Source organism: Pseudobutyrivibrio sp. MD2005, assembly GCF_000621865.1.
GTDB lineage: Bacteria > Bacillota > Clostridia > Lachnospirales > Lachnospiraceae > Pseudobutyrivibrio.
The window spans coordinates 155,992-180,670 of the sequence record NZ_JHXE01000008.1 but is presented as its reverse complement, the minus strand read 5'-3'; the positions used below and the strand labels follow the sequence as shown (position 1 = coordinate 180,670).

Annotated in this window: 17 protein-coding genes; all 17 read left to right on the top strand. The window is 37.1% G+C overall.

The genetic code is table 11. From position 1 onward, the window contains the following. Positions 1-6 precede the first annotated feature (6 nt). The 17 genes from T498_RS0102365 to T498_RS0102285 all read left to right on the top strand — a co-directional run bounded on the left by T498_RS0102365 (position 7) and on the right by T498_RS0102285 (position 24,635). Positions 7-2,916: a hypothetical protein gene (locus T498_RS0102365; protein ID WP_028234546.1), complete on the top strand. Its 2,910-nt coding sequence runs from the start codon at positions 7-9 to the stop codon at positions 2,914-2,916. A 21-nt stretch (positions 2,917-2,937) separates the two neighbouring features. Next, positions 2,938-4,338, top strand: coding sequence for a hypothetical protein (locus T498_RS0102360; protein WP_028234545.1), 1,401 nt, complete (start codon positions 2,938-2,940; stop codon positions 4,336-4,338). 14 nt (positions 4,339-4,352) lie between these two features. After that, positions 4,353-5,753, top strand: a complete 1,401-nt coding sequence (locus T498_RS0102355; protein WP_028234544.1) for a hypothetical protein — start codon at positions 4,353-4,355, stop codon at positions 5,751-5,753. A 55-nt stretch (positions 5,754-5,808) separates the two neighbouring features. Continuing rightward, positions 5,809-6,489 carry a sensor histidine kinase gene (locus T498_RS0102350; RefSeq protein ID WP_028234543.1) on the top strand — a complete coding sequence of 227 codons (681 nt, stop codon included), beginning with the start codon at positions 5,809-5,811 and terminating at the stop codon, positions 6,487-6,489. A gap of 14 nt (positions 6,490-6,503) precedes the next feature. Next, positions 6,504-8,936 (top strand): hypothetical protein, encoded by a 2,433-nt coding sequence (locus tag T498_RS0102345; RefSeq protein ID WP_028234542.1) that lies wholly within the window; start codon positions 6,504-6,506, stop codon positions 8,934-8,936. Positions 8,937-8,968: 32 nt separating this feature from the next. Beyond that, the gene (locus T498_RS0102340; protein WP_028234541.1) at positions 8,969-9,796 is read left to right on the top strand and encodes a GNAT family N-acetyltransferase; all 828 of its coding nucleotides are present in this window, start codon (positions 8,969-8,971) and stop codon (positions 9,794-9,796) included. Positions 9,797-9,820: 24 nt separating this feature from the next. Then, complete coding sequence (locus T498_RS0102335) at positions 9,821-11,122, top strand: hypothetical protein (protein ID WP_028234540.1); 1,302 nt, start codon at positions 9,821-9,823, stop codon at positions 11,120-11,122. A gap of 18 nt (positions 11,123-11,140) precedes the next feature. Next, entirely contained in the window at positions 11,141-11,545 is a 405-nt protein-coding gene (locus T498_RS0102330) for a hypothetical protein (RefSeq protein ID WP_028234539.1), read from the top strand. 1 nt (position 11,546) lies between these two features. Next, positions 11,547-12,545, top strand: a complete 999-nt coding sequence (locus T498_RS0102325; RefSeq protein ID WP_028234538.1) for a hypothetical protein — start codon at positions 11,547-11,549, stop codon at positions 12,543-12,545. Between the two features lie 4 nt (positions 12,546-12,549). Continuing rightward, positions 12,550-13,179 carry a Crp/Fnr family transcriptional regulator gene (locus tag T498_RS0102320; protein ID WP_028234537.1) on the top strand — a complete coding sequence of 210 codons (630 nt, stop codon included), beginning with the start codon at positions 12,550-12,552 and terminating at the stop codon, positions 13,177-13,179. 492 nt (positions 13,180-13,671) lie between these two features. After that, on the top strand, positions 13,672-15,465 hold the full coding sequence (locus T498_RS0102315) for a hypothetical protein (protein ID WP_028234536.1): 1,794 nt from the start codon (positions 13,672-13,674) through the stop codon (positions 15,463-15,465). Between the two features lie 6 nt (positions 15,466-15,471). Continuing rightward, positions 15,472-16,299: a hypothetical protein gene (locus tag T498_RS0102310; protein ID WP_028234535.1), complete on the top strand. Its 828-nt coding sequence runs from the start codon at positions 15,472-15,474 to the stop codon at positions 16,297-16,299. Between the two features lie 11 nt (positions 16,300-16,310). Next, the gene (locus T498_RS0102305; RefSeq protein ID WP_028234534.1) at positions 16,311-18,137 is read left to right on the top strand and encodes a hypothetical protein; all 1,827 of its coding nucleotides are present in this window, start codon (positions 16,311-16,313) and stop codon (positions 18,135-18,137) included. Positions 18,138-18,140: 3 nt separating this feature from the next. Further along, positions 18,141-19,361 (top strand): hypothetical protein, encoded by a 1,221-nt coding sequence (locus T498_RS0102300; protein ID WP_081779658.1) that lies wholly within the window; start codon positions 18,141-18,143, stop codon positions 19,359-19,361. Beyond that, complete coding sequence (locus tag T498_RS0102295; RefSeq protein ID WP_028234532.1) at positions 19,342-21,441, top strand: hypothetical protein; 2,100 nt, start codon at positions 19,342-19,344, stop codon at positions 21,439-21,441. Before T498_RS0102300 ends, T498_RS0102295 begins: the two co-directional genes overlap by 20 nt. Before the next feature lie 2 nt (positions 21,442-21,443). Next, positions 21,444-24,032, top strand: a complete 2,589-nt coding sequence (locus T498_RS0102290) for a hypothetical protein (RefSeq protein WP_028234531.1) — start codon at positions 21,444-21,446, stop codon at positions 24,030-24,032. 21 nt (positions 24,033-24,053) lie between these two features. Further along, positions 24,054-24,635, top strand: coding sequence for a DUF4255 domain-containing protein (locus tag T498_RS0102285; protein ID WP_028234530.1), 582 nt, complete (start codon positions 24,054-24,056; stop codon positions 24,633-24,635). Positions 24,636-24,679: the final 44 nt, after the last annotated feature.

The following is a 24,679-nucleotide window of genomic DNA, read 5'->3' as shown; positions in this document are numbered from 1 at the left end:
GCTCATATGGGCGATTTCTACCAACTTCCAAAAGTGATTTCAAGAGATAATCCTGCAATGCTTGAAGGCCAACAAATAGTGCAAGACCTAGAAGATAACAGGTATGACAAATCTATTTATGATAATGAGTACGCGTCTCAGAAACTTGCTCAGCAGGAGATAAAAGATGGATATAGCCGTAGAATGGATTATCTGGAAGCTCATAAGGATGATGCAGAGCTTAATGCAATGTTTCAAAGACAACTTCAGGCTCAAGTTTTGCCTATTCCTAAAAAAATAAAGCAAAAAGTTACAGGTACTCCTGAACAGAGAGCAGCTGCATCAAAATTAGGCTTTGGCAAAGTAAAAGAGAAATATCGTGTATTCAAGCGTAGTTTTAAAAATGTAAATGCTACTGCAGTAACCGTAAGAGAAAGCGATAAATTAAAGGCATATAAAAACACCCACGATACATTTAACACAGAATATTTGAACCTTACCAAAAGCATGAATGTACCAACTAAAAATACTGTAGAGGTAGATGCCCTTAAGTATTTTGTAGACAGATCTGAAGTTAGTAAAAAGGATAAGGGCAAACAGACGGAGAATAACAGTAAAATAATTGCTGATTATTTATATAGACCAAATCAAAAGGAAATATTCTTAAACAAGATTTGCACGGACCTTATCAATTTTGAAATGACTGCAAATATGTTTACGGATGAATATCTTGCAGCAAATATAACAAGCTTGGTAGAAACGGCTTGTAAGTTTAAAGCATTTAGAACTATTTATGATGCAAACGAGGATCATTATGCACACCAGGAAGCTGTGATACAGAAAATGATTTTTGAAAGGGGAAAAATATTAGAGGATTTCATAACAAGTCATTTACAGCAGAACGGATTAAAAATTGATTGGAAAACAATGACTACTTCAACCATTGTAGATAATGTAGAAAAGACTGCAGCAGAGAGAGCACAGGCTAGAAATGACCTGGTTAGTAGCACCGTAAGTAAACTTAATGAGAAACAGGCGGATGCTATTGGAGTATATAAAGACATGTTGCCTTTCAAAGTGGAGCTGGAAAAAAATTATGACTCTAAGATGCAAAAGAGACATGACGCTTTAATAAAAAAGATAGCTAACAATCCAGTTGTATATGATACAAACAAAGAACTTTTAAGACGAATAACAGGTAAAGCCAGTAGATATGCTGAAATCCTACAGGGATTAGAGACACAAATGTTGGCATATGAAAAGATTATGAATATGGAGGATGATAATTCTTTAGACACTGCTTTACGTAAGAATGCAGCAGAATATAATCTGGCAAAATTACAGAATTTGTTTACTCAAAGAGAAGACCAATACAGAGCATATGAGCTTACCATTATCTCAATGGTTGATGGTAGCAGAACCTTTAATGCTGAAGAAACATTTTTGATTAACGACACAATAGCAACTGAAAAAATTGATAGAAATCTGACAGAGTTAAGAATTAGAAAAGATTTCTATGAGGCACATTATAAAGGGGCTTATGGACAAAATGTTGCTTATAGCAATGTGATGGACGAATACTCTCATAATGTAAGAGTAATTGATATAAAGACTATGGCTGAAGAAATAAAAGAATGGAAGGAGTCTTCATATAATGAGGAGGATCAAAAGAATTATTCGGAAAACTTAAAGAAAAACAAAGAGATATGTCCAGATCTGTTGGTGAAGCGTGACATAAATAGTTTTTATAGTCTTAAGCCTCAAAAAACAGAAGATTTCTTATCACCAAGAATTGATACTTCGCAACTCAATAGTTATTACATTGTAAAAAGAATGGTAGAACAGTATGACTTTATTGTTGAAAACAAATTGCTTGAGGGAAAAACGCAGGAAGTAATTGAAAATGTAACCGTAAACGGAAAGATGGCAAAAATCATTCTGAAACAATGGGAACCATACATGTTCATGATAGAGAATGAATTGTATTATAACATCCCACTTGGTAAGGACTCTATTCCTGAAATATTTAAACTAGGGATAGATGCATTAACAAGAATTTCGGAGACCATCAGGAAGGACTACACAGACGAAAAAGGAAAGCTTCCAAAGCATATGCAGACATACTTAGAACTGGTTAGATTGAGAATAGTAGCCTTGAAATCAGAAGCTAATATGCATGAGAAATACAAAGGCACATTTATGCCAGATTTAGAATGTGAATACCAAAACATAAAACAATCTGCAGAGGTAACATATTTACTACAGGGGCTGTACGAGAAAGGTGCAGAAAATGTAACCCCTGATATGATTAAGATAACCAGAGTTATAACAGAAGATATGAAAGCAGATGATGTGCTACCACAAGAGGTAAAAGAAGGACTTGGACCAGAGCTATATATGGCAATAAAGCATATATTTGCAAAGAATGTTATAGATCCAAAGCAAGTCAAGTACGACGCTCAAGGAAATGTAAAGGAGGCATATAAAATCCTAAATCAGGAAGCGTTCACTGATAACATGAGAAAGGCAAATCTGTTTAGAATGCTATGGCATCAGCCAGAAGAGCTAGACAAAGACGAAAAAGATGAATTAAATGAAATATTGGCAAAATATTTAAAAAAGGAATTCCAAAGTTATAAATCCTATAAAGATGATTATGACAAGGGAATAAAAGGCTATCCAGCAGAGTCAAAGATTAGTAACAAGCCAACGGCTGAGAGACTCCACCTTAGGAAAGCCTTAGAGAAGAATGCCCAATCAAGGCTTATTCAGAAAATGATAGAGGCCAATTTAGGCTTAGAAAAAATTGGAATCGATGACTATCAAGAGTACTGTGAAGATATTGCATTTAATCAAGAAAACATAAATAAGCTTTATGATTATTTAAATGAGAATGGGTATAACAGTGATTATACTTTTGCTGAAAAGAAAAAATAAAATTAGCAGAAGGGGATTAGTATGGGGAACTCTATAAATGTAGGGGCAGAGCTTGAACAAGAAATAGATAAGATGCGAAGCAGTAAAGAAATGGCTGCATTTATATCTTATTTGAGTATTGACGATCCTGTAGGGGCTGCTGTAAATGATGATTGGCTCAGAGATTTGATAATGAAAAGCCAAGACACACTTTACAGAATACAGGATGAAATAAAAGCAAGAGGTGTAGATTTAGACAGAATTTTAGAGGATGGAATAGCAAACAAAGATGACTATAAAGTCATTGAAGAGCTTACACCTTACTATTACGAAGTTTTTGCTGCCCTTTACTATTTTATAAAGCTTGTTAATCCAATGAGTGCAGTGGGCGCCGAGCGTCTAGAGTACTTTATGGATTATGAGATGGAGCTAAAGGATGTTTTGTTATTGGATAAGGATGACTTAGATGCCTTTGGCCCATTAATCCCCGCAGAATTCCATGACAAAGTAGGCTTGCCGGAATATTTCGCTTTTGGAGCTATTCGAAGAGAAAATGGTGAGTCCCATCCAGCTGGTGTAATCCTATTTAAAGAATACTTAGATGACAGCATCGAAAAAATATGTGCAGATCTATTATGGCTGAATGTTCGCAAGAAATATGAGCACAAAGGTGTTGGAGATGAGTTGATGGCAATGTTTTTTGCAGAGGTAAACAATGCAAAGGCAGACTATGTAAATTGCCAGATAAGCCCAATGTCAGAAAATATTGAAGCGTTCAATTATTTTATGCAGCGCTGGGGATTCTTCTCAGATTTAACATATAGTACGAAAGTTTCAGTAACCCTTAAGGAAATAGCAGAATCTGAATACATAAAATTAATAAATGTAGATACCTCCAAAATTACTCCATTGTCTGAACTAAGTGACGATGAATATACAGACATAATGGGAGAGCTGGAGGAAAAAAATGACGATGGCAACGATTATTATAAATACCATGTAGGAAGAGAATATTATGACCCAGAGTTGTCGGGCGTTATCAAACAAAAAAATAATGTTTCGGCTTTGTTTGTACATAAGAACGGAGCTCAAGAAATAGAACTAGAAATTGGACAGTGTACAGATAATACAATTTCACCAGCCCTTTTATTGTTGGCAAAGAACGCAATTGATAAGGCAATCAGAAAATATACTGATAGCATACCTGTAAAGTACGAGGTGCGTAATGAAACAATAGCCAACTTAACAGATAAGTTGTTCAGCAAACGTGGTTTAGCGCGAGTATTAAATTACACCAACACTAGAAATGATGCGTTTACAGAAGAAATGTATGATTTATTGAAAGAAGAAGTGGTTGTAAAAGGCAATTATGTAGATTATCTGGAACCAGACGATAGAGAGTTGTTAGATGGATTATTCCAGGAACTTGTCCTTCAGGAGTAGTTAGGAGAGGAAATATGAGTGATATATATCTTAATAAGAATCTTTATAAAGATGAGAACATTATCCAGACCGATCTTGAAGAGCAAGAGGAGCCACAAGACAGTGTATTTGATAATCCAATAATGGATACCAGGCAAAAGTCAAGCAATCAAACGTCAAGTAAGCAAATGTTTACTAGCAATATGTTTCAGCAGGAAGTGCCTGCCCATTTAAATCTTAGCGATAAAGACTATAGAACAATCCAAGACATTATTGAAAAAGACAAGTATAAAGATAGTGATTTGGACGATGAAAAATGGAAATTGCTTAAAGATTTTCATCGTAACAGATTAAACGTGCAGGTTCCTATATATCAGGAGGAATATAAACACTCATCAGATTTCTTTAAGTCAAAAGTAAAAACAAGTCACGTTAAATATGAATCATTAGCTAAGCATCAAGATAAGAAAAAAGGAGAAGCTAAAACCTACACCATATCCAAGAAAGAAAAAGAATTCATGAAGTGGATGGACAAAAAGGAAATAGATAATGAGATTGACAGAATAGAACAAGTGGAGGGTGCTGACCTTCTTAACAATGAAGCTCTATTTGGCGAGGTTTGTGTAGATGATTCAGATAATATGATTGCTGTTAAGACGGCTTTGGCTGATTATCGAAGTGGAAAGCTTAATGTAAAGCAGGCTTCCCTGTATAAACGTTTAAAGAGTAAATTTACCGGCCAATCAAGAAAAGAAGCTCTCCGTAATAGAGCTGCTGGGGAACTCACTGAGTATGGTAGTGTTGAATTTTCAGGAGCAGATGCTGATTCAATTATGAATAGAGAGTATTATTCAGATGCTGATAATACAGCAGTTAATCTTAAGCGATTAGTAGAGGCATGTGATAGCTATATAGGCATTGGCAAAATTAAATTTTCAAGAAAAGGAAGAGTAAGGAAACGTGCTATATCAAAATTAAGGGATGCAGCCAATGAAGAATTAAAGTCATATTCATCAAAAGGTTCATGGGCTGGAATAGCACCAACTGTTGCTGCATACACACTTGGCACAGTTCAAAATGTTGTTAATACAGGGGTATTTGCAATCCAGCTTGTTCCTTGGTTGATAGGAAAGGGTATAAATAAATTTATAAAAGGAAAGACTCATTCACCATTCACATTGGTCCGTCCATATACACCAAAGGAATGGGCAATGCATTATTCTATACTATTTGAGGGGCCTATTTCATCAAAAACAAAAAATGTTAAATATGGTTTGGATGCATTTATTAACAGTAAGCAAAATAGGAAGATTAGCTTACCAGAAATGATTTTTGGCCCATACTACAATACAAGTTCATATATCAATAGATATGTAAATATAAAAAAACAAGATATTGATTCTTTTGATAATAATAGAGGACTTGTTCCAAACTAACATTTCGGCAGTATGGATGTAAGTAGATGGATAACCAGATAAAAAGGGAGAAGATATGGATGACGTAAAATGGATGCGAAGCTTGCTTTCCCACAATGTAAGAATGCCTCTTTCAATTATTCAAGGTTACGGAGAATTGTTGGAGGAAGGAAAGCTGGATGATGAAAAACAAAAAGAGGTTGTGACTAAGATTTGTGGCAATATTAAATATCTTTCCAATATCCTAAAGCTTGTAATCGATAATGATTCATCGCTGCTTGAGTACAAATTCGAAGTGGTGGACATTCTAGATGTGGTGAAGGAAGTATCACAGTATATGAAAGATTTTACTGACAGAAGTGGAATCAAAGTAAATGTGATTAGTCAAAGTGAGAAAGTGATAATACAGGCTGACAGATGGCAGTTTATAAGATTATTTTACAATCTCTTTGAAAACTCACTTAAGTACATGGGAAGGACCGGCAACATAAATGTTATGGTAAGCGAAGCCGGCAAAGACTCAATCCTGATAGTTTATAAGGATGATGGAAAGGGAATGCCTGAAGCTGAGGTTGACCATGTATTTGAAAGCGGATACCGAAGTGCTATTCATAAGGGGGAAAATGGACATGGCATGGGAATGTATTTTGTATATCAGATAGTAAAGGATCATGGCGGCAATATTAGTGTTATATCTGACGTGGGAAAAGGGTTTTCGGTAAGGATTATATTACCGGTGGCACAAGGCGATAGTTAGGAGGGGAAGAAACTATGGGGTGGTTATTCGGTAGTAAAAAAACAACATTAGAGCAAAAAAGAGAAGAGCATATAAATAAGCGTAGGGAAGAGATGCAGCAGAGTCAGGATTTCTTTTTCAATTACGCTAATCTAGATGCGCACCTAGAATCAGAGGCCAATGAGGCGGTTACCGAGCAGTCTATTCTTGCTGCTGAAAAAGAGGCTGGATTGGAACAGAAAAAGATTCCACAGCAAGAGATTCCTGAGGAGGTTATGAACCAGATAGAGGCAGAGCATACCATTATAAATAATGGTAAAAAAATGACTTGGAAAGACCGTCGCAGCGCTAAAAAGAATTATAAAAAGAAAATTAATCGCGTAAAAAAGGCTCAAAAGATTAATGACAGTTTTAACAATTATTTAACCACAATGAAGGATTCGGTTAAAGATATTGCAACGGATATAGCAGGAAAAAATGTTGCGGATAATGCGCGACTGAATTATACAGCAGCTATTTTAATAAATACATTTAACGGAGGAAGTGTGATCTCTATGGTGGACAGTATGATTAATCTGTCCGTTTCAGCAAAAGAGGCTACTGAAGAGCAGGCTGAGAAAAAAGCTCTAGAGATAGAGAAAATGTTTAAAATCATACTAGATTTTGATTTGAAGAAATTAAAATATAATAACAGTGATGAATTTTTGAAAAATGCTTCCGAACGTATGATGATCTGTAGGCTTGCAATGGAGGCAGATAATACGATGAGTAGTTATCGTGAAATGATTAACCTTGGCAAGTTGAAGACGCATGTAGATGATGAAGTCCTTGATGAAATTAAAGCCAGAACCGACGTAATTTTGGGTACTGCGACAAAAACTGAGAAAAAGCTAAAAATAATGTCTTGCGAAAAATATGCAATATTTGGACAGGAGACTGTTGATAGTTTAGATGATGAATTTGTGGACCGGAAGACGAGAGATGCCCAAAGAGCTATGGGTAGGGAGGATATATCTGAGGAACAGAGAAAAAATATAAAAAGAGAATACGAATATTATGACTCGATACATAATCTTAGATTAGCTGAAATATCTGGCCTCACTTTTAATAGGGGCGATGATCCTGAAGCAATGCTTATTAAAGAGAGGGAAAAGATTAATGCTAAACGTAAAAGCTCTGAGAAAAACGAGCAAGAAGTCGATATTGACGCCATTCGTAGCAAGATGACCTCAACACTAAATGGACATGCTTCAAGCGTAAATACTACTGTCGCCGGGTTAGCCCACCAGAACGAAAAAGCTCGTGAGTATGCAAAAAGGATGTTCCCGAAACATTGGGAGATATTATTAAAGGATAAAAATCTTCGACGCCAAACAATTCAGAAATATTATGGAGAAATACATCGAGGCAGGAAAATACCAGCTAGCATGCTTGATAAGATTGAGAAGAATTTCGAAAAAAGATTTAATACTGCAAAAGCATTAGATCCTACAATTATGCAAGCTTCTCAGAATGAGCATGAAAAAAAGGTTCACGAATTTTGTGAGAACCATAAGGAGGAGATAACACCGTCACGACAAGCAAATTCCATTTTTTATCTACTTGGCAATCTTAGTGAAGAAGATAAGGTTAAGAAATATAACGGAGCTGTAGAACTAATAAACTATGAGCAGGCAAGTCATTTAGATAAACTTCCACAAAATGAAGAAGAAAGAAGAAAGAAAATAGAGGAGGTGAAAGAAACAAATAAGGAACTAATTGACTATATTATGGGCTTTGACATGACAAAACTTGAGTTTAAGAATATAGAAGATATTACCTCGAATCTTGAAGAGATTAACCATTTTGTACAGATTATGGGAGAAGTACAGACTGTTCCTACCGCACTTTATAATTTAGGTATATTGAGTGATGAAGAGTTCATTGAGATGCAAAGTCGCGTTAATGTTGCTATGGACTATAATATGTTGTTTCAGAATTATATTTCCTCACATAGCTCAATATTATATGCACTTATGGATACTGAAGATTTGACTAAAGTGTTTGAAGGGGATGACATATTCTATTACCAAAAACATAAAAATGAGATGCCTACTGGTGATGGATATGAGCTTCTTCTTGACAGATATGAGTACGAGCACCAACTAGGTGTGTACAAACAAAGCAATGAGTTGAGTCAATTTAATAAGGCCCTTTCAATTCTTAAGCGATCTCAGCAGACTAGTTATTATAAACCTGGTGATACTATGGAAAATGCGCTTAAAGATGCAAAGCAAGAGGCTGAAAGAAAATTGAACAATGAGGTAAAAGCTAATTTAGAAAAAGCTAAAAAGAAAAAACAGGAAGAGCTGGAAAAAAAGGCTAAAGAGGCCCAAGACGCCCAAAAGAAAAAAGAGGACGATCAGGTCAATCAAATTAACCAGATCCTTGAGGAGGAACAGCAATCCAGTGAGGATCAAAAAAACTAGAGGTGAATTAAAAGGAGAGGAGAGATTGTAGCATGGAATTGACTGGCATTAATAGTACAAATCAATCATATTTTGATCCACTTCTTTTTCTCGATGGGGAGGAATCAGATGATGTGCTGATTCTTTTAGGTGTGATTCATGCTGAAAGCCCAGTGGCGGCGGCAGCCTTTAGCATTGACGTGAAAGGAAAAGTGGGGCGAATTGTCTCCATTTACACTAGGCCTGATATGCGAAGAAAAAAGGCTGCTACAATGCTTATGAATTCAATAGATGTTTTAGCAAAGCATTACAAGCTACTTAGGATGGAATGCTACTACACAGATAATATGAACGGTCTTGATGCATTTTTCAAAGCCAGGAAATTTGATACCCACCAGAAAAATAATGTTGAAAGTGTTGGCGTTTCAGATCTTCTCTCAAACAAACCAATTCAACAAATGCTAAATAATAAGAAGCCGTCATCGTCGGTGCAAAAAATTGGATTGATTGAGACGAATCAAAAGGAAGCCTTGCGGAAAAAAATTGAGTCAAATGGATATGGGTCAGTTGGAAAGGGAATTGATGAAGATATTTCGATGGTAGCTTTACCTAGGGATGAATGTAGTGCGGCTATTTTATGTTCAGCGGAAACCTTAGAGACAATAATTGTTACAGTGATGCTACTGGTGTCCTTTACAGATAATCCAAGTGTGACGATGGGATTGTTGATAGAATGGATTGATTTGATAGTGAAGCAGTATGGTGAGGAGGCACAAATTGACTTTTATTCAGTCAATCCAAGTGTTACGTCTTTTATACATTCATTAGCAACTCCAAAGGCAGACGTGCATGTTATGTATGGTGAGAAGAGTATTTATTGATAAATAGCTAGGAGGTGACAAGCTATGAGTGATGTATATGTTGATAAAAAACTAGATGAACAGAATCTTATAGAAAAAGATAATAATCAACTTAATAATTTGAATGATTCAATTCAATTAAATGGGTTTAATCAGATTGATAACATTCAGCAAAATCAGCAGGAACAAGTCAACATATTGGATAATGAATTTATTAATCAAGTTAATGCCCATGAAGACAACATGTTCATCGTACGACAAAAGAACCGTCCTAAAACTAAGGCGGAGAAAGCTGCTGAAAAAAAGCTTGCGGAAGCTCGATATAGGGATGCTATCAAATTTGATAAGAGCTATACGGCTGCTAGAGATGACGATGGCGATACTATGGCTCAAATAAGAAGTGTTATGGCTGAGTTTTTCGAAGAAGAGGATGCCTATAAAGAGAAACTTGAACAGGATGATCCAGCAGCTGCTGAGGCCCAAATCCCTGTACTGGTTGATAGATTGAATGTATTAGAAAATCAATGCAACAGTTATCTTCGCTTTAAAATATGTTTTTCTAAGTCAGCAAAGATTAGAACAAATCAAGTAAAGGCACTTAGAGAACAGGTTAGGGCAAAGCGTAATTCTTACAATTATCAGGAAGAACCACAGGAGAACTTCATAAAGAAAGGCTTTAAAAGTATTGGTCGCGGTATTAAAAATTTTTTTACTAAAAGAATACCTGATGGATTTAAAGACATGGGAAGGGCAATCAAAAAACCTTTTACCAACACTTTTTCTAACCGAACTGCAGGGCAGGTTGCAAAAGGAGTCTTAAGAGATCACATTTGGGGCGGTATTTTTAGAAATGCATTTAATTTAGTAGCAATGGGAGCATTTCTTCCATTTTGGATTCTTAATGGTATTGTGGTAGGAGCTGCGAATACCATAGATTTTATAAGTGGTGGTAGAGTTTTAGGTAATAAAAAAGTACCTATGATGTTATTGCCTACGCCGCATATGCCTTCTACCTGGACTAGATATCACAATGAAATGGCGGCTCAGAAAGCTCGTTATGCAGGTACAAAAAAAGATAAGAGTAAAAAAACGAAGCAAGAAATAAAATATATTGTTTCTGACGAAGCAACTAGCTATAGGTTAAACCCAGAACAATCTGTTTTCTTTAAGCTGTTTGGCTGGAGGCCAGGTTTGGATAGAAGTGGAACGGCTCAGATTAAAACAGGTCATGGTATAAATGGTAGAACGAACTGGGAAGAAATTGCAAGGCGTGCAGATGAAGAAATGAATAGTTTAATTAATATTTCGGAAGAAGATTATGAAGAAGATGATAAGCAAGAAAATTGATTATAAAAGGGATAAAAAATGGAAAAAGTAAATGAAACTATTGATGAAGAATTAACAATAGAATTACCGGAAGGAGAGTTTGATTTAAAAACAATCAAACAGACTGTATTAGAGTCACCAAAATTTAAGGAATACTATGGGAAAATGGCGGACTCTGGTGTAGAGGTGTTGGCTTTTTATGAAGACCATGTTATGAAAAATATTGATGCCCTAACAAGAAAGATACAGACTTGGGACATTGAAACAGTAAAGACCGTGCCAGCGGATGAGCTTGAGCAAACATTTCTAGCTCTCTATGACAATATTTATGTTTTAATACAAAACGTAAATCCATTTTGGCAAGTGGGCATGGAACGATTAAAGCTGCTGAAGGACTATCAGGACTTATATATCGAAATGCTAAAGGTGAGAGGGGAATTCTAATATGATTACTACTATATCAGATTCAAATATTTCTCTATTTGAACATTTAATACCTGATGATTTAATAGAGGATTTACGCATCAGGAAAGATACCATAGGTATTGGCTGTCTACGTAGAGATGAAGATGGAAAGTTTGATGGGTATGGAGTTCTAATCTATGTGGTAGAGTTTGAAGACAAAAAGCCGGAAAATTACAATATCAAATGGCTCTATGTAGATTCCAACAGAAGAAATGAGGATGTAGCTAGCGAGCTTCTTACAGATTTGTTCTGGGACTTTGGAAATACTTTGGTTCCCACAATCACTGTAGATATTCCTGCCCTAAGTACTTACGAAGATTTAGGCAATTTTTTTGGAGATTGGCATTTTGAGTTTAAGAATACCTATGACCTGGATTTTGAAATAGAAATCTCTAAACTAAAGGACCATGTATTATTAGCTGATGTTACAAAGGACTCTGAAATAAAAGGCGTTAAATCTCTATCTGATGTAGATAATAAATCCATTTCCATATTCTTGAAGGAAATGGAACAAAAATATATCAAAAGAGATATGTATGTAGACCCTATGCTCACGGAGTATGTGAAAGATTATTTTGATCCGGATTTATCTAGCGTAGTGATAAAAGATGGAGTGATTTTAGCGGCACTTCTTGTGCACACAAGGCCAAGTGGCAGGATTGACATAGTAGTCTTTGATACATTAAACGACGACAAACAAATATATCTGGTGGGCTTAATGAAAAAATCATATCAGGCAGTGCTGCTTGCAGGCAAGGAGCACTCAAGCCTTTACTACTATTGCCGCAATGAAAGGGGAATGAATTTTATTGATGGGATGTTTGGAACACATGAAACCCCATTAGTAATGCGCGGCATGATTCAAAACTCTTCCCTTGGAATATCTTCAGAACAATGGGAAGACATAAAAGATGCTTATTGGCAGGAAAATCCTGAAATGTATGACGCAGTAAAAGAACTGTACACGGGAAGTAGGTGAAAAAATGAGCAAGTTGTTTGACGAGAAAAGCATCTTAAATAGGAATAAGATCTATGATGTACCAGCAGGAACAATGATTTTACGTGAAGGTGAAATCAATTTTGATATGTACAAGATTGTATCTGGCCATGTGGAAATGTACACAGGATACGGCACAGACAGTGAAGTACTGATTGGTATTTTTGGCGCGGGCACTTGCTTTGGTGAATTTGGTATTCTTACAGGAAAGCCTGCTATCTATACCATAATCACCTATTCAAAGACAAAGCTTCTTCGTGTAACTGAAGCTCTTATGGGGACATTTATTCAAGAAAATCCTGAGGATGCCATTCAGATTATGAAGAATATGGCAAATAACATGAGTACTATGCAGCACCAGATTGTTCAGCTTAGTACTGAGCTGGTAGAGCAAAGCGAATACAAAGAAGAAATCGCAAAGGCTGTCACTCTAGATATAGAGAAGGCTGTGGAAGAGTATCTAAAAAAGCATGACTTACTTAAGGATAATCTAAAAAGCTATGTATTGAATCCGGCCCAAAATGATGAGGACAAGACCCCGGAGGAAAACAAAACAAAAGGGGTAGGCATGAGATTCTATAAATATAAAAATATAGATACGTCTCATTTCAGCTAAGAAGGAATCTCTATCGTCTAATATATAGGTTCTTGTGGGCTGTTTCCTTAAGTAGCCCACAAGAAGTCATAGAAAATAATATAAACTACATACTATTGTAGCTGCGAGCTGCAATAGTATGTAGTTTTTTTGTTGTTTTCAGCAATGAAATCCAATGAACTACATATTATATCTGTATGAAGTGAAAAAATATGTAGAATGACAAGAAAAAACTATGCAAGATACTTGTAATTAATCTGGAAACTACATATTAATTGAGGCTAAGCCCAAGTAGTATGTAGAATTGGATTGCGCACAACCTAAAAGCTTGAAAAAACTACATATTATTTTAATTACAATTACCAATGTATGTAGTTGCCAAATCAGGCACCCAAGTCAGCCAAATTGTGAACAAATTGTTAACAGAAATCTTTAAGAAACCTTTAAAATATTTAGACAGCTTAAATGGTATTATATTAATATCAGTAAACTATCGGATAAGAGGGGCTATATATGAGAAATAATCAGTTGTTACCTTTTGAAAGAAACCGTTATTATACGGGAAAGATGTTGACGAGCGTGGACTTTGAGGCAGAGCAGACATACATGAATAACAAAAGGCGTTTCCTTAATAGCATGATGTATGGCTCTGGTGTAGTCTGCGGACTAAACGTGGTAAGTTTGGACGATTTATCACTATTAGTTGAAAGTGGTGTGGCTATAGATGGAAGTGGTCGTGAAATTGTAGTTGAAGCATCTGTAGTAAAAAAGCTTTCAGCAATAGAGGGTTTTGACAAGCTTACATCAGATGAAGCTTTTCTTTGCATACGATACAGGGAAGATCCTGTACACGCAGTGTATTCATTAAATCAGTCAGCTGGAGAGCAGGCTTATGAATACAATCGAATGCATGAAAGCTATGAATTGTTCTTGAAGGATACTTCAGAAGAATTTCATTTATTAGAGATGGAGGATGAATTCTATCGCGAAGTTAAAGTTTTCGATAGCGAAGATGTTGAAGTTAAATTGATTCTTCCAGCAGAAAACTGTGCCGGCATTTCATCAAGAGTTCGCCTACAGTTTACAGGAAAGGCAGAAAAGCCTGTTCCTGTAGCATTCCAGGGAATTCTACAGATGCCTGTTTTCACAACAAGTGAAGGAAGCCATGAAATGGAAATTAATATTCCAGAGATGAAGGTGGCTAATGAGCAGGTTATCAATAAGGACTTTTGGATTAAGGCCGAGAATAACACAGTAGATAGCACTGAGCTTATCTTAAAAGAAGGTTCAATCTCAATATTTGGAGAGCGCAAGAAGGTTAATGTTAAGGGCACAATCGACGTTGCTATCTTAAAGGAAGATCCTGAAAGCCTGGCTGCTAGAAATGCCGGAAAGCTTAGCCTTGAAATGAGAAATGTTCAGGCTCAGGGCAATGATGTAATCATAGCAAAGATTAAGCTGGTTAAGACCGATATGGCATACATCATCGATCAGATTACAGAAGCCGAGGTAAAAAAATACATTACTATACCACAGAATGAAGTGGTAACCCGAGACTATATAAGCAATTTCTCAAAAGACGAGCCTACCGTAATTGAAAACTACAAGTCTGATGCAGGTAAGGTAATTAAGTATGAGCACATGGGCGATTCCAAGGCACCTCAGATTGCAAGTGGAATAGTTGAGATACCACTTGGAGATGATAATGGAAAAGGCACAACCCATTTCTCAGGAGAAATATTACATGGCCTTGGTAAAGGAAACGTGTATGTAGATGTTGGCTTTGAGGTATTTGATAGCCAGTCTGTCCTACCAGGTGATAATCGAAGCACTATCTACGGAGCAGCAAATATATTTAGAGACAAGGACAATGCACTTCCAAATGTAGATGTTGCAGTAAAGGTGCTTAATGATAAGGGAAGCTTCATTGTAGGTGTAAATCTTTTAGATAATGTTGATCAGCTGATTCTTTCATTTAGATGGACAGCAATCAAATTCCCTTCAGAAGATGACTTTGGACTTGAGCATGAGGTTGACAATATTTCAATTGCAGCTACAACACCTACTGTTGTTCTTGGATACAAGGATAATTATTTCTTTGACGTTGAATTCACTGGAATTGAAAAGAGCGGTGTAACATATGAACTTACAGAGCCTAACAGTGGAGAGATTTCAGCCGAAGGTGTTTACACTGCTCCTAATAAAGAGGGCGTATACGAAATTCGTATTTCACTTACAGATATTCCAGTTGTTTGCACATACGCATATGCGATTGTAAAAAAGGACGTAAATGAAAATCAGGAGTAAAGCTATATGGAGTTTGTAACAAACCAATATCACTTAAATTCCATATATACCGCTGTTAATAATTCGGTAAATGCAGTGCATATTTGCGAAGACAAATATAAAGCCGGAGGCATTAAATGCACGCTTTGGGAAATCAAAGATCACACACTGGCAAAACAGCTGGTAAGTGAACTGGAAGGAAACAAAGCATGCGAGATGTTTTCTATGGGAAGTAGATGGTTTTTCATTTTCCCTTATAGAGAGTTTCGACCGCTAAATGAGTTTTACCGAGGTAGCAGCCCTACATTGAATGAAGGAGAGGGAATTTGTATACGATTGGTTATGGAGTGTATGACAATTAATCTTCCATTTTCCATTTTGTATTTAATACTCTCCCAGAATAGAATTAACCTTTCAAAAGACAACAGTATTTATTTTGATTACTGCGTAGATATGACGGAGTATTCAGAGAAGATAAAAGAAAGGGATTGCGCTAATGAGTGTGTAGGACTTTTGTTAGACATGTTAGAACCATTTGCTGATCAGAAAGCTAATTCTCAGTTGATTCTTTCAGCAAAGCGATGGAGAAATGGTTATAACACATTCATAGAATTATACAAGGATGTGCATATGGCCGAGGCACCAGCTAAAAAGTACAAGCTGCGTGTCAGACTAAAACGATGGTTCAAACGACACCAGGAACTATTATTTAGAATACTACTTGTGTTCTGTTTAATTCTATTAGTACTAGTAATCATAATGGTGATTAGCCAGATTTTTACTGGAGGTGTTCCTTTTTTAAGAATTTTTTTCAATCCATTTAAGGAGATTGGTACCGAGACGATGCTTCAGTAGGATGTAACGATATGAGAAAGAGAAAATACTTTATCTATGGAATTATTACAACAATTTTAATATGGATAATAGTAGTAGCAGTTATAGCGTTACCTTCTGTACCTACTAGCGACAAAATCCTTGGTTGTGTAAGCACAGCAGAGGAGAACGGTATGTTTGTGCAGCAGGAAACCAGTCGTACCTATCTCTATGAACTTAAACAAGACAAAAGTCTGGCCGCAAAGCCGGTGGACATTACAAAGTTTGTTGATGGTAAGCTTGCTGGCCTGGCAATAATGGATAGTCACTATCTTCTATATATCGGGGACAGCATGACACTGATTGTTTCTGATGAGAAATATGAAGAGACAAATTCCTATAAAATCGCAGGCGTTTCAGAAAAAGATGCTTACGGCCTATATGTTTTGAATGATCAGTTATATCTGGTCATGAGGTCAGTCGAACCTGGAATAGGGGTTAGATATTTTCTTCAGATAAACGAATATGCTTGTACAGCAATATATGACAAGTCAATTGAGGTGGTCGAGGAAGATTACAATTTAATCGATACTACGGTATTTGAGTTCCTTCCAGAGCCATTCCCAGATGGATTGCTAACAGCAATAATAATCAATCTAGTTGCTCTATTCATTGCACTATTATTTGTAGGTGCAGCAGTAGCTTTGATGATGGTTTTTGTATATCTATATCGAGAGACAAATTCCTTCGTTTGGCAGCGATTTGCCATACAGCAAATGGTTATGTATGTGGTGGTTGGCATTACATATTTCGTAACTGAAAAGATTTATTTTTTAGGAATTGTGATTGCCTGGGTGGCAGGAGCAATAGTTTTATTGAATTTTGCTAATCGTGAACATGATGATTTGCAGAGACTGGCAATGGCGGTAGAAAGTGCTTCCAATGGAAGAGATACTAGCGTTAAAGTTCCTAAAAAGCCAAATCGAGATTATGAAAGAATTTGGCTAGCAGCCAGAGATGTTTTAGAAGAAAAGAAAAGGGCAAACTACTCACGAGACAAGATGTTTATGGCATATTCAAGATTTGCCCCACGAAACATCACCACAATGCTACATAAGGATAGCATGCTAGATGTTACACCAGGTGAGTATCAAAAGATGCGAGGCATAATAGTTAATATCGGCCTGGACTGGAACAGAGATTTAAGTGAGATTCAACTGCTTGAGCAGATGAATAAGGATTTTGCCTTCTTAACAAAGAATCAGGTGGAAAATGATGGCGTACTCCTATTTGGAGAACCAACACTTGGCACTATGCATTTCCTTTTTGAAGACAATCCTAAAAAGGCAATTAATTTCGCCTCAAACATAATTAAATCATTAAGCAACAGAAAAATAGTTGTATTGATGCATGAAACCAAGCTTACATTTGGTGTAGCTGGTACAAGTGAACAGGCCTTTACCTACATTGATTCCGGAGATATGGAATTGCTTGAAGCAATCACAAAAAAAATCAAGGAATACAAAGTGGGTATGGTAATGACTGAGCAGATGGTAGCTTATGTGGATGACAGTATAAAGTCTAGATGCATCGGCTACGTAAATCTTTCAGATGATGGAAGAAATATGAATCTTTATGAGGTACTGGATGTTCTTCCTGCTGCTATTAGCAAAAAGAGACTTGCTAATAGGGATCAGTTTAAAAAGGCATTATCAATGTATTATCATAATGATTTTTATCTGGCACGAAATATGTTTACAGAAATCCTTAAACAGGATAGCGATGATGAAATAGCTAAGTGGTACGTATTTGCATGTGAAGATTTATTAAAACTTGCAGGCACAAAGGAATACGATTACAGCCTGTTTGTTGAAAGGTAATAAATGGAAAATATTTTACAGATTCTAATTAATGCCATTAAATCCAGGGTAATGGGCATATATACACAGTTTAAACTGTGGACTACCCCATCATATGTAAAGACCAAAGTCACTACAGTAATTAGAAAGTTCTTTACTGAAACACTTTCGGTAAAACCCCGGCATAAGAAAGACTACTACGGCATAACAAAGTGGTTAGTCTCCAAGCGGCTAGTCTATTTTATAGTACTGGCGATTGGCGTGCTTTGTGCATATTATCTGCTGGTAATCAATCCAATCATATCCTTCAACAATGTTGCAGGAGTAAGGGAATATTATTACAATGCAATACCTCTTAGATTTGTAAGTGGCCCTGTAAAAATAAAAGCCAAATCAGGATATATAGCCTATGAAGGCAATGTATCTAAAGGAGCTGTCACAGGTAAAGGAACCCTGTACAGCAAAGCTGGCGACACAGTTTATATAGGAGATTTTCAAGCAAACAAATATGAAGGAGAAGGCAAAGCCTATTATCCAGCTAATATACTCAAGTATGAGGGAAGCTTCTCGGACAACCTTTACGAAGGAGAGGGCACCCTGTACAGAGAAAATGGAAGCATGGAATACAATGGTGCTTTCTCAAAAGGCAAGAAGGATGGACAGGGAATCCTCTATAACAACGGTTCCAATCAAGTTTACCAGGGACTATTTAGTCAGGACGAGCTAGTATATAGCGATTTGCTTGGCAAGTCTACAGCAGAAATTGGAAGCGTATATTCAGGCAGTACAGATTTTTACATGGGGGACAACAATCAATTCGTTGCTTGCTTGAAAGATATAGATGCTGTTTACCAAGGGGACAGCACAGATACAAATATAGAAGACGAAATAATGGTAGACATTATTTATGTAACTCATAACTACATTACCCTTGGAGGAAAAAGAGTGTCATCGGTTGCAGAGCTAATCGAATATTTTGGCACACCAAATTATCAAGGTTATACGAAGTTGAAATTGGCAGAGCAAATTGTAGTCAAAGAAATGGCTGCAAGTGGAGATGCAACCTTTAAGCCAGTTTCAATGACAATAACAAAGGGGAACACCAATGACGTGTTCAGCGTTACTGGATATTCCAGAGATTCGACAGTTTATCTATATACATTCTTAAAAGATGGAATAGAGTACCAGTTTTTCTGTCCGGAAAAGAGAGGGGATTTCGGATTCTATGGAGTTGCTACGTATTAAGAATTACATAAAAAAAGCAATTGCTTTCATACTTGTAGCAACAATTATTAGTGGCACAATTTGCCCGTCTAAGGCCGAGGCAAGAAATTCTTTTGTACTTACTGTTGATATAGCAAAAGCTTTAGCGCTAGCCAATTCGGAGGAATTGGAAGAACTGTTACTTAAATATGATCAAGCTCAGATTAAGTATAGATCAGCTGTAAAATCAGCTTATGAAAAATACAGAGAGCTTACAACCTTTAATTGGTCACCGCTATTAAGCTTTAAATTGCCACAGCAGCCTAATGAACAGGAATCATATGATTTCCAGTATACGGCTATAGAAAAGCAAGCCGAGATAGATAAGCTAGATCACCAGTTGACGGATAAAGTATTTGAAATATATGAAAAGTCAGGAAATCTATATACTAAGATTTACACTCTTCAAGAGCAGATAAAATATGAGGAAGCACAGCTTGAAATTCTTGATGAACAGATAGATAAGACGACACTCCAGGTGGTGGTTGGAACAGCCACACAGTCGGATTTGGACAAGATGAACACCAAAAAAACAAATCTGACTGAAGCACTTGCAACTCACAAGAACACAAAAGCCACTAGCGAAAAAGAGCTTGGCAAGATGATAAATCTAAGCTTACCTCCAGAGGTATACACATATACTTCACCTTACGTAGAAAGCACTCTTGACCGTGCATTACTTGAAAAAATTATTCAGTACACAAAGGATAGGGACCAGGCTTTATATGAGGCAAACGTAGTAGAAGTGGCAGACAAAATGGCTGCTGAGACAAACTTTTCTCTCTATAAAAACCATTTTGCACGAGATATATACATGATTCAGCCATATTACGACACTATCATGGCGGGAGGAGAAATTAATAAGACCCAATTTAAGAAACAATATGCTGCATTTCTAAAACAGCTGGATTCTTATTGGGAAGGTAAGAAAAAGATAAAGATTTGGTTTATTAAATTATATTTTCCAAAGGAATGGTGGAAAAAAACTCTTGATGGACTTAGATACATATCTGATGACCCATATGTTTGCTACGATAGCCTTTGCGAATATATGATAGCCCACAAGGAAAGGATAAATATTGAAACTGAGCTTGAAAACAACGTAACAGCCGGATTTGATAATATCACAACATTAAAGAATACATATAAATCCTACGTAAAAGACCAGACCAATCTTTCGGTAGATTTAGATAATGCATATATGCTAAACAAGGCTGGCAAGATGACCTATGCAGAATATACAGATATTCAGAATAGCTATGAAGAAGCCCAAATGAATGCATTAAAGGCGCTAGATGATTATACACGAGCATTGTTCTCTTACGACAGAACAACTTGCGGAGCAATCACCTACTATCTCCTTTCAGGAGATGCAGCTTTATATAACTCCATAGGAGGAGATAGCTTCCTTGAGGCAAGCACATTAACCGGACCTAAATATTATATAAGAACCCTCATAGATAAAAACGGATTCAGACTTGGTGTTTCTATACCGGAAAGCTTTAAAGGAAGCATCACTGATTACGAGCTTTGGGTAGGAAATGAACAGATAGGCGAGAGAACAGAGGTCGGTTATGAAATCAGACATCTTGCTATAGCAAAGATAAATAGTACAGATAAGGTATTTATCAGACTTTATGATGGAGAAAACTTTGTAAGTGATTGTGAGATTGATCCAAAGGCCTACGAAGGAGAGCTTACTATCACAGATGGATATAACACAGTTCCAAAGACCATTTACCAGGTGGTTGCAAAGTACAGTATAAAATCATCACAAAGCGGACTGGTAAGCTTTAGATTAAAGGATATCAAGGATGATAAGATTAAGTATTTCAAGCTCCTTGATTCAACAAATGCACCACTTGTAGATGATGAACTTATTTCGATAGACAACGATTTCAGATATCTGACTTTGTTACTAACAGATATTGAACATGCTCAGATTGAACTGTATGACGTCAACAAAGAATTGCTTTACAAAGCAAACTTTAATCCAGCGGAATTTACAGTAGTAAGACCGGTGGAAGATGAGGGCGACGCTGAAGGCAATGAGGAAGAGTGATTATGGTAAGAAGAAGTCATGAAAATGATAATCACATATTGAATGACAAGCAGCCAAAGGGGACAAGTAAGTTTGCTGAGTTCTTCAAAGCAAAGAAAAAGCCTCTGGCAATTGCTTTAGCCTGCGTTGTTGGCGGAGTAGGAATTTGGCAGGGCGCCAGCTATACACTTGCCAGATTTAATCTGGACCGAGCAGTTTATTTTACTCAAGACCAGCTGAATGCAGTCAGCGATGCCACTTTAATAGTTGGTACTCATTTGATTCATATCAGTGTTATCAACAATCAGATTTATGAAGTGGCTCAGATAAGCCAGAGTGATACTGGTCAGAACAATCTCTATTACAAATCAGAATTAGGAGATGGCCAGTGGTATGAAATATCTGCAGCAAGTGCTTTAGCAGATATCTCCTATCAAGGAACACCAGTTGATGACAGTGAAATCCTAGCACTTGGGCTTACAAACGAAACAAGGTCTGATGCAATTACTTATGATTTACGTACAGGAAATCCAATTTGTCCGTACAACACAACAGACCCTTATGACATCTCTGATTTAACTGAAACAATGGCATTAAAAGCTGTGTATGATTACGACCAGGAAATGATAAACAACGATGCAGAAACAGATGCCATAGAATACGAGTATCACGCAATCAAATATTTCTTTGAGCATACTCCAATCAGAGATGATGTTACGAATCTTTCTGATACAACACTAGATCAGCTGCACCAGTTTTATCTAACAGAAGCTTACCAAAGTATTCCGCTACAGGAATTGGTACAAATACTAGTGGCCGAGGAATACATCGATCATGAAAGACGAGCACAGGTTATGGCAAACCTGCAGGAAAATGGGTTGAATGATTTGACTGGTAGATTGACATCACCAGTAGAGGATGATGGAGATTATCCTGACCCATACGAAGATTATTTCGAAGACCCACCTGCGGCAACAAGCACTATGGCAACCGAAGCAGTATCGGAAACCATGGGAACAATAGAGGACAGTGGTGCAACACACGAGTCTCAACAGCTTGTGCAAGGCCAGTCAATCTTGGCTCAGTGCCAATACGCTGATTTACAGTATTTATATTACAACGTAAGTGGCGGTGGATTTAATAGAACAGGAGATGTTAATCCATTTTTCAAACATGGAGGAACAGGAGAGGCGAATATTCAAAGACTGGCGGCTATGGAAAACATTTCAGAGTCGGTAGTTGGTTACAGAAGAGACCTAGAAAAATCAATTTTGACAGACGAGCTGGTTCCATATGGCACCCAGCAGCTTCAGACACAGACAACATCAGGTGCCGGAGACATATATCAAAGACTTGCAGCAGATGAAGGAACCACAAACGAAGCTAAAGACGCAGCTTTAGATGACCAAAAGTCAGAGGCTGAATCCACCAGATTAGAGCTACAGTTTTTCATCACAAATCTTAGAAATCGTATGGGCGAAACAGACATGATTAGCTACATCGATGCAAGACTTGATGAGGCAAACGCAATGTATGATGCAGTAAAGGATGATCCTTATGGCGATTATGCTCACGAGGTAGTTCAAGCCTATATCGATTTCTTGGAAGCATTAAAATCTGACATTGAAAGTGGCATGGCAGGCGGAGATGATGAGCTTCAGGCACTTTTAGATGAATATCAGGAAGGATATCAGACAGCATTAGATAACAACGATTTAGGTGAAGCAGATAGATATGCAGCACTTATAGATGCAGTGGCAAGCCAAATGGGAGATGACGATGGCTCAGGATCAGCTGGCTCGGGATTAGCTGGCTCGGCAGTCTCAGACCTAATGAATGACTTTGGCAGTGCATTAGGAGAAGGCAATGCAGGTCAGATAAGGAATGATTTAAATGCCCTGGCTGCCATGAGTGCCATAGATCCAAATGGTGTAAAAAATGCGCTAAATGATATGAAAAAGCAAATAGCAGCAAGCACAGGCCTGTCGGATGCAGATGTAGATGAACTTATGGATGAGGTTGCCCAAGCAATAGTAGACGGGCAGGATGCATTCAGTGGAGATATTTCAGCCGATGATTTAGACAATCTTCTAAACGGTTTGTTTGGCGGAGGCTTCGATAGCCTATCAGATGGACAGAAGGTGGCCCTTGTAAAAGCAACCACTGAATTTGGACAAAACTACAACAACTCAAATGTTACAAATTACGGATTAGGAAAGCTCACACAGTTAGCGACAGAGCAGAATCCATACGTTTATACGCAGCCGACAGAAATAACACCTGAGTATCTTGATTTGGAGCATATAGCTGCAGTTACAAATTACAGATACGTATTTAACGCCAGCGAGACTAGAGCAACATTATCAAATCGAGGAGAGTATTACTCATTTGTAGCCTATGAAGATACTTATGAGGATTCAGAAGGTGTTATCAATGATTTGAATACAGCTCTTACCTTTAGAAAAACTGTTTATCTCGACGAGGATTCATCAGATGAGCTTTTCGACTGCGTTGCCTACTATGTACCAGATACAGAGTATGGAATAGTGGTAACAGATCAGGTTGAAGATTGGGCAGATCAGATAATGGAAATGTTAATGACGTTGCTGTAAACAGGTTATAGGAGAAGATTTATGGCAGACTATTCAATTATTTCAGATTGTAGTAACCATTTGGTGGCATTGCTTCGAGAGAAGATGTGTCCAGAGCCAATTCCATCATCAAACAACATACAGGTGTCATCGCCAATGTCTCAAGACGTTGACTACTTAGTAGGTGTTTACCTGTATGACATAGTGGAAATGCAGGACATAGCTCTTGGCCCAAACATTAGAAAAGGCCGTGTAAGACTTGCCAGACCACCAAGACCATACATGCTGTATTATTGCATCTTTGTAAATGGCGGTTCCCAAATGGGACTTAAGGATTTGGATGTTCAAAAAATTCTTGGAAAGGTTGTACAAATCATAAACGATAACGATTCAGTGCTACCGGTTCAATTGCAGCCATGGCTGGAATATCCAGAACCACCAATTGTCTTTTCTCAGGCAAAAATGAGCATAGACGAAAAACATAGAATATGGCAAGCGTTGCACAAACCATACAACCTAAGCCTATTCTTTAAGGCTGGCCCAGTATTCATGTCATCTGAGGATGTCATTACTACACCGGAGGTAGTAGAGGCAGCATTCAATGTAGATATGAAAAAGAAATAAAGGCATTAGCCCTTTATCAAACTAGTAAAGAAAGGAGGTATTCA